This window comes from Peptoniphilus sp. (assembly GCF_034090345.1).
Classification (GTDB): Bacteria; Bacillota; Clostridia; order Tissierellales; family Peptoniphilaceae; genus Peptoniphilus.
Map to the genome: position 1 here is coordinate 1 of NZ_JAXDSS010000054.1, position 11,806 is coordinate 11,806.

Consider the following 11,806-nt stretch of genomic DNA (forward strand, 5'->3'; position numbering starts at 1 on the left):
TTTTTATGTAAAAATGAACACATAGAAGCTAATAAAGTTAAAAACTTAAAATATTAAAAAACTACTAAAAATAAACATAGCAAACAAACCCCTAGGGGTTTTGCAAATTTTCTCCAATTTCCTATCACTACTTACATGCAAACATAATTCTTTTTCTAAACAAATTGAAATTTTTCATACCAAAACAATTTCTCTTTAACGTCTTTATCTTAGTATGAGTTCCTTCAAGTGGACCATTAGACCAAGAATAATCAAAAGAATTACATATCTCATCAAACCAGTTATTAAAAGCAGTGATGCAAGCTTTAAATTCTTTTAAATTAGATTCTTCGGCTCTTTTTATCCATTCTCTTAAAGATTTAGTGGCTCTAACTCTATTGGGCTGAGTAAGAACATATTGGTAGAATAATTCCTTTAACCTATATGCTAATTTCAAATCGTTGTTTAAATCGAGCATTAGAGAAACTTCTTTAGCTTGTTCAGAGCTTAGTTTAGAAGCAGGTTTTGTAAGTAGACTTCTACTTTTCTTAAAATATTTTCTAAGCTTAGAAGAAATATCTTTTTGAATCCTCTTTCTAACATTCTCTAAAGCCCAGGAAACTTGTCTTATGAAGTGATACCTATCAACTATATGAATAGAAGTTTTAAAGAACCTATTCTTAACAGACTTAAAGGTATTTGACATATCACTTACAAAAAACTTAACACTTTGTCTCTCCTTGCTGGGGACACTTTTAAAGTAGCTGAATAAAAAGTTTTTATCTCTAGTAGGCAAAATATCAATGATAGAGTGTTTAGAACCATTAAGAAGAGAAGTCTGATACTTAATATTTCCACTGTCTCCTTTGAATTCGTCTATACAAAGAACTTCAGAAAGCCTAGCTCTTGATACACTTAAACAATTTAAAATTCGCAAGACAGTATTAGACGAAACATTATACCTTTTAGCAATAGAAGAGATAGAATACACCTCATAAAATTCAGCGACAATACTAAAAACAAGCCTATTAGTCATAGTATAACCTTTAGCAATAAAATCAAGTTCTCTTTCAAAACGACAGCCACAAGATTTGCAATCATACCTTGTTTTCTTTAGATGAATAAGACATTTCTTACCATGAATATGAGTATCCTTAATCTTTTGAATTCTATGATCATGAACCCAAATTCTTTTAGAACCACAGTGAGGACAAGTATCCATTTTTTCTACAGAAGCATGAACATAAACAAAGTCATTATCCTCATCAAAACTATCAAAAATTACATCTTTAAAACCCAACAAATTCATGTTATTATTATTTTGCACTTATATGCACCTCCTAGCTTAGTTTTAGCTATTTTAAGTTTAGGTCTAAATGCGTATAAGTGCAATTTTTTTACATAAAAATATCTGTTAGAGATTTACTCCCCAAAAGATATTATAGAGCCTGAATATATTGAGCTTTTATTTATTAAGGGTATATAAAAATAATTAGGAGGTAATTTATGAAATTACATAGTGGTATATTATATTGGCCTGAAATAACAAAAGTAGAAAAAACTAAATTTGAAGATGATTTTGATCCAAATAAAAATGATATTTTAATTGTTGGTGGGGGAATATCTGGAGCAATATCGGCATATAGGTTGGCTAAGGAAGGATATGGTGTTACTCTCATAGAAAAGAATGAAATTGGAAGTGGGTCAAGTTCTGCCAATACTGGCTTGATTCAGTATATGAGTGATAAAGGTGTAAGATATTATATAAATTCTTTAGGATATGATGAAGGTAAAGGGTTTTATGATAAATCTGTCAAGGCGATAGCTACTCTTACAGAACTAGATAGAGAACTCGAAAATTTAGATGTACCAACTTTTGAGATAAAGAAAAGTTTGATATTAGCTACGGAAGAAGACAAGGTTTCTGAGCTTAAAGCAGAAACTGAAAAGCAAAAAGAGTTTGGATACGGTGCTGAATATTTTTACAAAGAGTTTTTATCTAAACTTGGAATTGATGCTTTTGGAGGTTTGTGTGCTAAGCCGGATATAGCTTTAAATCCTTTTGGTTTTGTGCATAGATTGATTAGAAGCGCTGTTGAAAAATATAATCTTCATATCATGGAAAAAACAGAATTTATTTCTGTAGAAGACTGTTCTGATTTTCAAATTGTAAATGTAGAAAAGAATGGAAAGAGGATTAGATATAAGTTTAAAAAAGTGATTTTTGCAACCGGATACGAACCGCCAGAGATGTTTAAGGAAAAATTATCTAAATTAATTATTAACAAAACTTATGTAACTGTTTCAAGAGACGATATTCAATTGGATGAAAACACGGATTATCTAACTTGGGAAGTAAGAGAGCCCTATACTTATTTCAGGCATACTTTTGAAAATAGTTTAATGATTGGTGGATTAGATGAGCCGGGAGATAGTATAAGTGATGTAGAAGTTTATAAAAATAAAAATAATTTGATAAGGTTAACTAAAGAAATGTTAATTGATAAAAATTTAAAAATTGAACCTGAGTATTCTTATGTTGCTCTCTTTGGTGAGAGTGAAGATGATATACCATATATAGGGGTTGATACGGATAATAAAAATTTGATGGTGATATGTGGTGCTGGTGGAAACGGAACTGTATATTCAACTATAGCTTCTGAATTTGCAATTTCTTGGGTTAAAAATGATGATTTAAGTGATTACAAAATATTTTCTTTAGGAAGATAATATTAACTGAAATATTAAGTTAAAAGAACAGATATTATAAATTAACAGTTTTCTATTTGATGGATTTCTTATACAATATATATTGTGTTATTATACATAGTAGATATTTGGAATGGAGAAACAGTATGGAAAATTTCTTTCGCTACAATGTTGATGGTAGTGCGAGTATAAATATTACATTAATAAGATTAGCTTTAATAGTTTCTATAATATTTGCATATCGTTTTAGAAATAGTGAAACATTGTTAAAAGCATCTTTAAATTTGGGAACGGGAATACAGCTTTTGATGTTATATTGGTATCTTGGAAATGCAGAGTTGTTTTTAAAAGAAGGATTGCCTTTATTTCATTGTAGATTATCAGCTATTATGATGTTTTTCGGATATTATACAAATAGCCAAAAAATTACAAAATATTTTTCTTGGTTAGGTGTTATAGGTGCGATAATTGCATTCACTTTTCCGGATCCTTCGCCATATGTTTGGCCACATGTTACCAATGTAACTTTTGTTGGAAGTCATATTTTCTTGATGATTAGTGGCGTAATTATATTAAGTAAAAACAATGTGTATCTTAGTCCGAAAGATACTTTAGCTTTAACATTTATAATGAATACAATTTTGATGTTGGCAAATATGTTGGTGCATAGCAATTATGGATATTTAACTGAGCTGCCGACATTTATAGGAATTAGATTACCAAAAGCAGCTTTATTTTTCTTAATGACTATGTTTATTTCTATAATAATTATATTTTTAGAGAAAAAGCAATCGGACTTACAATCTCAAAAATTTTAGTAATTAAATAATTAATTTGAAAACTCCTAATAGATTAAAAAATTTATTAGGAGTTTGTCTATATATTATATCTATAGAGTTTTCTGTAGAGAGTTGATAAATTAATTTTTAAAATGTCAGCTATCATTTGTTTAGATTTAGTTGACGAGCCGTATTTTTCTACCATATTTTTTAGAATAATTTTTTCATATTCATCAAGCTGTTCCTGTAAAGGTGATGTAGAGATGTTTTGATTAATTTCAAAACTTGTTATCTGTTGTTTAGACAGCAGATGGTTTGGCAACAAGGTTTCATCTATTACATCATCTTCTGATATGTTAACCAAAAACTCAATTATATTTTCTAACTGTCGTATATTTCCTTCCCAAGGTATATTTTGAAATACGTTAAGTATTGAATCTGAAAAACTTTTTTGAGGTTTATTTAACTTAGTGCAGTATTCACTTAGTTTACAGTTCGCTATTAAAGGAATGTCACTTTTCCTTTCTCTTAATGGGGGGATATTTATTGGTATTACACTCAATCTAAAATATAAGTCATCTCTAAATTCATTGGTTTTAACCATTTTTTCTAAATTTCTATTGGTTGCGGTTATGAGTCTAAAATTAACTTCAATAGTTTTTTTACCACCAAGTCTTACAAATTTTCCGTCTTGTAAAACACGAAGTAGTTTTGGTTGAAGATGTATCGGGAGATCTCCGATTTCATCTAAAAATAAAGTGCCACCATTTGCAAGTTCAAAACGACCAATTTTTCCGGATGAATTTGCTCCGGTAAAAGCTCCTTTTTCATAACCAAACAATTCACTCTCTAGTAGATTATCCGGTATAGAAGCGCAATTGATTACGATAAAAGGATTATTTTTTCTATCTGAGGCATTGTGAATTGCTCTTGCAAAAAGTTCTTTTCCGGTGCCGCTTTCTCCTCGTATCATAACGGAAGAGTTACCTTTAGAAATTTGTTTAGCTAATGTAATGGTATTGTTTATTGAAATGCTATCTCCAAGTATTGCATCAAAATTAAGCGATGAATTGCTTTCTATTAAGTTGTAAGCATTTTTTACTGCATTTCCGTATTTAGAAATTTGAAAAATATAGCTTTCTATATTTCCATTTACATAGTTTTCAATTGTTTTTATTAAGTATTCATTATTATTTGTAGTGTTTTTTAAAGAAAGTTTTTGAGTTGTAGAAGAGCTATTGAAATTATCAAAAACTTCTATCATATTTTTATGTAGTATTTTTTTAGGATCAATTTTTAAAAAATCATAAATTTTGTGATTATAATTTTGAATTATCATATTTTTGTCGGTAAATAATATTGCACTATCCAATGAATTTACTATGTTGGATATTTCTTGATTTTTTAGTGATATATCATTTATAGTTTGTTCATATTGTAAATTTCGAGACATCAATATGCTAAGTTTTGACAAAAATTTTGTTATACTGTCATAGTTTTGATAAATGGAGTTTCGTTGTTCTTGAGTAAATGCAATTAGACCTATAACGCCTAAAACTTCTTGTTTATCGTTTAAAATAGGATAGCCGATTGAAGCCATCTCTTCACAATTTTCCAATGATGTACAATTTCTACATCTATCACTTATATCTTTTTCAATTATACTTTCAAATGATTTGCTATTTAAAATGTGTTCATAAGAACAGCCTTTTGGCAATTGTTCACCGATTAAATCTTTATAGTTTCCAGTTGCAGCTATACGACGTAAGTCTTTATTGACTATTGTAACTTCAATTTTAAGTATGGATGATATTGCATCTGCAATATCTTGGACAGAATTTTTTATTTGGTCAATTTCAAACATTTTATCACCTCTATAAATAATATCTATAAATTTGCATAAATGCAAATAAATTTCTCAAATTTGCAAAATAAGCAAATGTAAATTGTATTTGCTATGTTTTTTTGCAACTGTAGTTGGCATGAAATTTGCTAATAATATTAGTGAAAGGGGTTATGATATGGACTATATAAATTATATGAAGAAAGAATTGGTGCCGGCATTTGGATGTACTGAGCCGATAGCTTTGGCGTATGCTTCAGCTGTTGCACGAGAAATACTTGGGATGGAACCTGAGAAGATATTAGTTAATGTTTCTGGAAACATAATAAAAAACGCCAACTCTGTAACAGTTCCGGGAACTGATGGAAGAAAGGGTTTGGAAATTTCTATTGTTGCGGGAGCTTTTTTAGGTGACGCCTCTAAAAAATTGGAAGTTTTATCTGATGTGGATAAGAGTAAATTGGATGAATGTGATGAAAAAATTGAAAATGAAATAATTGAAATTAAATTAAAACCGGATGTTTCTAATTTATACATAGATATAAAATTACTTGCGAAAGATCAATCTTCAAGAGTAGTCTTACAAGGCGCTCATACAAATATAATTTTAAAAGAAAAGAACGATGAAGTGATTTATGAAAAAACTTTAGAGAGTCAGGATGATTGCGAAGTTGACTTTTCATTTGAAAAAATTTATGAATTTGCAAAAAAATGTGATTACTCCGAAGTAAAGGATATTTTAGATTTAGAAATATCATATAATACCGAAATTGCAAAAGATGGAATTGAAAATGATTGGGGTTCAAATATTGGAAAGATAATTTTAAAAAATTATTCTGATAATTACAATGAAAAATTAGTAGCTTATGCTGCAGCGGGTTCGGATGCTAGAATGTCTGGGTCTGAAAAACCGGTTGTAATTAATTCGGGGAGTGGAAATCAAGGGATAACAGTTTCTGTGCCTATTATTTTGTACGCAAAAGACAAAGGCGTTTCGGAAGATGAACTTTACAGAGCTCTTGTATTTGCAAATTTAATAGGCCTATATTTGAAACAAGGAATAGGAAAATTATCTGCTTATTGCGGAGTTGTCTCAGCGGCTTCAGCTTCAGTTTGTGGAATTGGTTATTTAAATAATGAAAATATAGATGTTTTAAAAGAAACTTTATCAAATTCATTAGCTGTAAACTCAGGAATTATATGTGATGGTGCAAAACCTAGCTGTGCAATGAAAATAGCTTCGAGTTTAAGAAATGCTTTCTTAGCTTATGAGCAAGCTAAGACAAATAATTCTTTTAATCCGGGTGATGGAATAGTAAAAGAAACTTTGGATAAAACAATAGAAACTGTAGGGCATATTGCAAGATATGGTATGAAAACTACTGATGAAGTGATCTTAAATGAGATGCTAAAGAAATAATATTCACAGTAAAATTATATATATTATAAATTAAGTTGTAAATATTATTAGAAAATTATATTATTATCTAATAACTTTATTTTATGAGGGGGAAATATGAAAAAGAAGTCTTTTTTTAACACATTAGTTTTCAAACTAATAGTTGGATTAGTGGCAGGGATATTAGTAGGTAGTATTGCGTCTGCTGAAGTGATAGTAGTAATAGATGCAATTAAATCTATTTTAAGCAATCTTATTAGTTACATAGTGCCGATGATAATACTTGGATTTATAACGCCGGCTATAGTATCTTTAAAAGACAATGCTGGGAAAATACTAAGTACAACACTTATTATTTGCTATGTATCTTCAGTTGGAGCTGCACTTTTTAGTTTAGTTACTGGGAGAATTATAATTCCAAATTTAGACATAGCAAGTAATGTTGGAACAGGAAAGGCTATACCGGAGTCAGTTTTTGCTCTTAGTTTTAGCCCTATAATGCCTGTAATGACGGCACTTGTAACAGCTGTATTAATAGGTCTTGCAGTAATATGGACCAAATCAAAAGTTTGGGAAGAACTTTTAGTAGATTTTAATGCAATGGTTTTAAAAATAGTTGATAAAGTTGTAATTAACATACTTCCGGTTTATATTGGAACAACTTTTGCTGAACTTTCTTATGAAGGCGTTATAATTAAAGAGTTGCCAGTATTCTTAAAAATTATATTGATTGTAATAGTTGGACACTTTATATGGCTTTCATTGCTTTATATTATAGGCGGTTTAATTTCAAAGACTAATCCAAAAGAAGTATTTAAACATTATCTGCCAGCTTATTTAACGGCACTTGGTACTATGTCTTCAGCAGCGACACTATCTGTTGCACTAAAATCAGCTGGAAAATCTAAAACATTAGACCCGGAAATTAGAGATTTTGTAATACCGATTTGTTCAAATACTCATTTATGTGGTTCAGTTTTAACTGAAACTTTTTTTGTAATGACGGTATCACAAATTTTATATGGGAAAATGCCGGAAATTTCAAGTATGATTTTATTCTGTTTCCTTTTAGGAATATTTGCCATTGCTGCTCCTGGAGTTCCAGGAGGAACTGTCGTTGCTTCTTTGGGGTTAATTACTTCAGTTTTAGGATTTAATGATGCCGGAACAGCTCTTATGCTATCTATATTTGCATTACAAGATTCTTTCGGTACTGCATGTAATGTAACTGGAGATGGAGCTATTGCGCTTATGGTAACAGGTATATTTAAAAAAGTACCTGGAAGAAATGGGAATTAATTAGTTTTATTGTAGGAATGAAATAGATAAAAAAATGTCGTAGCTTGGTTATGTAGCTACGATATTTTTTTATTTGAGTCATTAATTAATTTTTGCTATGTAGATTTTAGAACTATAAATCAAAGATATAACAAATATTAATTTAAGTAAAATCAAAAATATTTAAATTAAGTAGCTATAACTTGACATAAAGTTAATATTGTTAGATGATATATGGAAATAAGAAAATTTTAGGAGGATTATAATGAAAAAATTATTACCAGTAGCATTGGCAACAGTAGTATTAGCAAGTTCTGCTATGCCAGTTATGGCTAAAGAAGTTAAGGAAGTAAAAGATGTTAAGGCTGTTGTTGAGCAACTTAATAAAGATGCAGAAAAACAACCTATGATGACTATGTCTAAAGTTGTAGTGTCACCACAAAAAGTTAGCTTAAATGGAAAAGATGTTTCTATCGCAGGTTATAATATTGATGGAGAAAATTATTTCAAATTAAGTGATTTAGCAATGGTTTTAAATCAAACATCTTCAAAATTCTCAGTTGAATACAGTGAAGGTAAAGTTCTTTTAACATTAGGTCAAGAATATAAAAATGACGGAAAAGAAGTAGAAGATTTAGAAGAAAATGTTACAGCTGAAATAACTAATGATAAAGTTTATGTAGTAGCAAAAGAAGAAGTAAAACCTGAAGCGAAAGAAGAAGTTAAAAAAGAAGCAAAGCCTGAAATGAAGGAAGAAAAGGCTGAAGCTAAAAAAGAAGTAAAGCCTGAAACAAAAGAAGAAACTAAAAAAGAAATTAAAACTGAACCAAAAGCTGAAGAAAAACTTTTAGAAGTAAAAGCTTATAAAATAAAAGGAAACAACTACTATCGTTTAAGAGATGTAGCTAAAGCTCTTAATATGGTAAAGGTAGAATATAATGAAGCTGAAAATAAAGTATTAATTTCAACTGAAGAAGCTAAAAAAGAAATTAAACCTGAAATGAAGGAAGAAGCTAAAAAAGAAATTAAACCTGAAATAAAGGAAGAGGCTAAAAAAGAAGTAAAACCTGAAATGAAGGAAGAAAAGGCTGAAGCTAAAAAAGAAATTAAAGCTGAAACAAAAGCTGAAGAAAAAATAGAAACAAAAACAGAAGCAAAATAATTTAATTTGCATTAAAATTAGGTCGAAATCTCGGCCTAATTTTTATATATAAGTCAGGGAGAATAAAAGTGAGAGAACTTATAGTAAATAAAAAATACAGACATTTTAAAGGTAAAATGTATAAAGTTTTAAACATAGCAATACATAGTGAAACTAGAGAAAAATTAGTAGTATATCAAGCATTGTATGGAGATTACGGTATATATGCAAGACCTTATGAGATGTTTATTTCAGAAGTAGACAGAGAAAAGTATCCAAATGTTGAACAAAAATATAGATTTGAGTTAGAGGAAGAATAAATATGAATAGATAAAATATTTTTACTGTTATATGATATCTTAATGAATTAAAAACATATAAAAAATCATAAATTTATGATATAATGTGATAGTAAAACGATTTCAATTATAGGAGGATAGATATGAAAGTATATAAAACTGAACAGGTTAGGAATTTAGCATTAGTTGGACATAGTGGAAGTGGTAAGACAAATTTGACAGAAGCTATGTTATTCCAAAGTGGTGCTACTAAAAAGTTAGGAAGTGTTTCAGAAAAAAACACAGTAAGTGATTTTTCTAAAGAAGAAATGGAAAGAGGCACTTCAATAGGAACATCAATAATACCTGTTGAATGGAGAAATACAAAAGTAAATATCATTGATACTCCCGGATATCTTGACTTTATAGGAGAAGCTTATGGAGCGTTAAGAGCTTCAGAAGCAGCACTTATGGTTATAGATGCAACTTCTGGAATTGAAGTTGGAACAGAGAGAATGTGGAAATATACTGAAAAAATAGGGCTTCCAAGAATAATATTCATTAATAAAATAGATGGGGAAAACGTAAATTTCAGAAGAATTATGGAAGAACTTGAAGACAGATTTGGAAAGAAAGTAATTCCTTTCTCAGTACCTATAGGAGAAGGTGAAAACTTTATAGGGGTTACAGACGTTATCTATCAAAAAGGATTCAAGTATAAAAATGGGGCTCCTGAAGAAATAGAACTCACTCATGACCAAGTAAAAGCTACTGAAAGAATGTATGAAGAAATAGCAGAAGTAGTTGCAAGTTCTGATGAAGTTTTAATGGAAAAGTATTTCTCTGGAGAAAAATTCAGTAGAGATGATTTATTAAGAGGTGTTACAACTGCGCTATTAGAAGGGGATGCAGTTCCGCTATTAGTTGGTTCTGGAGAAAAAGGAATAGGAATAGACATTCTTTTAAATACTATAATAAATTATATGCCTGCTCCAGATGATGAAAGAGCTCATCTAGGATTTAGACACGTTGAAGGGGAAGAAAGAACCGTATCAGATAAAGAACCTTTCTCAGCAGGTGTAATAAAAACTATAACTGATCCATTTGTTGGAAAGATAACAATATTTAAGGTTATTTCAGGAAAGTTAACAAAAGATACTTTATTGTATAATTCAACAAGAGAACAAAATGAAAAATTGGGTGGATTGTATTTGGTAAGAGGAAAGACTCAAAGTGAAATATCAGAAGTTTATGCAGGGGACATAGGGGCTACTACTAAACTTGCTCATACAGAGACAGGAGACACTCTTTGCGATAAAAATCATATTGTAAAATTTAAGTCTACTAAATTCCCGCAACCTGTTCTTTACTATGCAATAGAAGCTAAGACAAAAGGTGATGAAGAAAAACTTTCAACTTCTTTGAGAAGATTAAAAGAAGAAGACCCATCAATAGTTATTGAAAGAAATCCTGAAACTAAGCAATTGACAATTGGCGGTCAAGGTAAAGTTCAATTAGATGTAATACTTGAAAAATTAAAGAATACATTTGGAGTTGAAGTAAATATAATTCCATTCATAATACCATACAGAGAAACAATAAAGGGAACTGCATCAGTTCAAGGTAAACACAAGAAACAATCAGGTGGTGCAGGACAATACGGAGATGTTTGGATTAGATTTGAACCTTCTGATGAAGAATTTGTATTTGATGAAGAAGTATTTGGTGGAGCAGTTCCTAAGAACTACTTCCCAGCAGTTGAAAAGGGAATTATAGAATCTAAAGAACACGGTGTGCTTGCAGGATATCCTGTGACAAACTTTAAAGCTGTTTTATACGATGGCTCATACCATGATGTAGACTCAAATGAAGTTTCATTTAAGTTAGCAGCTAACATAGCATTTAAAAAAGGTATGGAAGAAGCAAAACCGGTTTTATTAGAACCAATTGTAAAAGTTGAAGTTGTTGTTCCTGACACATATCTTGGAGATGTAATGGGAGATATGAATAAGAGACGTGGTAGAATACTTGGCATGGACCAACAAAGTGACGGTACACAACTTTTAATTGCAGAAGCACCACAAGCTGAAATGTTTGAATATTCAATCGACCTTAGAGCGTTGACACAAGGTAGAGGTATATTCACCATGGAATTTACAAGATATGAAGAAGTTCCTTCTAACATTGCAGAAAAAGTTATAGCTGAAGCAAAAGCTAAAAAAGAAGCTAAATAAATTTTATATTTAATAAAAAGAACTGACTCAAGTAGTTGGTTCTTTTTTAGCTTGAATTCAAAATAAAAAATAGAATGATATTTAATATCAAGATCATTTACTGTTCAAAAATTTTTTGTTATAATTGGTTTATATAAGAATAGGTTCTGTCTACCCGACAGAGAGG

General features: G+C 30.0%; 9 protein-coding genes. 7 read left to right on the forward strand and 2 right to left on the reverse strand.

Annotated elements, in window-relative coordinates; all coding sequences use genetic code 11:
* Window positions 1–127: 127 nt before the first annotated feature.
* Window positions 128–1,306, reverse strand: a complete 1,179-nt coding sequence (locus tag SOR77_RS04605; RefSeq protein ID WP_320636005.1) for an ISL3 family transposase — start codon at window positions 1,304–1,306, stop codon at window positions 128–130.
* A 179-nt stretch (window positions 1,307–1,485) separates the two neighbouring features.
* Here SOR77_RS04605 and SOR77_RS04610 point away from each other — a divergent pair, with 179 nt between their 5' ends.
* Entirely contained in the window at window positions 1,486–2,709 is a 1,224-nt protein-coding gene (locus SOR77_RS04610) for an FAD-binding oxidoreductase (RefSeq protein WP_320636006.1), read from the forward strand.
* Window positions 2,710–2,834: 125 nt separating this feature from the next.
* Entirely contained in the window at window positions 2,835–3,506 is a 672-nt protein-coding gene (locus SOR77_RS04615) for a YwaF family protein (protein WP_320636007.1), read from the forward strand.
* A gap of 58 nt (window positions 3,507–3,564) precedes the next feature.
* On the opposite strand, the gene SOR77_RS04620 is transcribed toward SOR77_RS04615, so the two are convergent.
* Window positions 3,565–5,331 carry a sigma-54 interaction domain-containing protein gene (locus SOR77_RS04620; RefSeq protein ID WP_320636008.1) on the reverse strand — a complete coding sequence of 589 codons (1,767 nt, stop codon included), beginning with the start codon at window positions 5,329–5,331 and terminating at the stop codon, window positions 3,565–3,567.
* 157 nt (window positions 5,332–5,488) lie between these two features.
* Here SOR77_RS04620 and SOR77_RS04625 point away from each other — a divergent pair, with 157 nt between their 5' ends.
* From SOR77_RS04625 to fusA, 5 genes are all read left to right on the forward strand, one after another.
* Window positions 5,489–6,730: a serine dehydratase subunit alpha family protein gene (locus tag SOR77_RS04625; RefSeq protein WP_320636009.1), complete on the forward strand. Its 1,242-nt coding sequence runs from the start codon at window positions 5,489–5,491 to the stop codon at window positions 6,728–6,730.
* 96 nt (window positions 6,731–6,826) lie between these two features.
* Entirely contained in the window at window positions 6,827–8,008 is a 1,182-nt protein-coding gene (locus SOR77_RS04630; protein ID WP_320636010.1) for a dicarboxylate/amino acid:cation symporter, read from the forward strand.
* Window positions 8,009–8,252: 244 nt separating this feature from the next.
* Window positions 8,253–9,149: a hypothetical protein gene (locus SOR77_RS04635; RefSeq protein WP_320636011.1), complete on the forward strand. Its 897-nt coding sequence runs from the start codon at window positions 8,253–8,255 to the stop codon at window positions 9,147–9,149.
* Window positions 9,150–9,217: 68 nt separating this feature from the next.
* Complete coding sequence (locus SOR77_RS04640) at window positions 9,218–9,448, forward strand: DUF1653 domain-containing protein (protein WP_004823486.1); 231 nt, start codon at window positions 9,218–9,220, stop codon at window positions 9,446–9,448.
* Window positions 9,449–9,570: 122 nt separating this feature from the next.
* On the forward strand, window positions 9,571–11,640 hold the full coding sequence (fusA, locus tag SOR77_RS04645; RefSeq protein ID WP_320636012.1) for an elongation factor G: 2,070 nt from the start codon (window positions 9,571–9,573) through the stop codon (window positions 11,638–11,640).
* Window positions 11,641–11,806: the final 166 nt, after the last annotated feature.

Coding starts and splice junctions, on each gene's coding strand:
- SOR77_RS04625 (WP_320636009.1), top strand. CDS start 5,489: ATGGACTATATAAATTATATGAAGAAAGAATTGGTGCCGGCATTTGGA.
- SOR77_RS04630 (WP_320636010.1), top strand. CDS start 6,827: ATGAAAAAGAAGTCTTTTTTTAACACATTAGTTTTCAAACTAATAGTT.
- SOR77_RS04615 (WP_320636007.1), top strand. CDS start 2,835: ATGGAAAATTTCTTTCGCTACAATGTTGATGGTAGTGCGAGTATAAAT.
- fusA (WP_320636012.1), top strand. CDS start 9,571: ATGAAAGTATATAAAACTGAACAGGTTAGGAATTTAGCATTAGTTGGA.
- SOR77_RS04635 (WP_320636011.1), top strand. CDS start 8,253: ATGAAAAAATTATTACCAGTAGCATTGGCAACAGTAGTATTAGCAAGT.
- SOR77_RS04610 (WP_320636006.1), top strand. CDS start 1,486: ATGAAATTACATAGTGGTATATTATATTGGCCTGAAATAACAAAAGTA.
- SOR77_RS04620 (WP_320636008.1), bottom strand. CDS start 5,331: ATGTTTGAAATTGACCAAATAAAAAATTCTGTCCAAGATATTGCAGAT.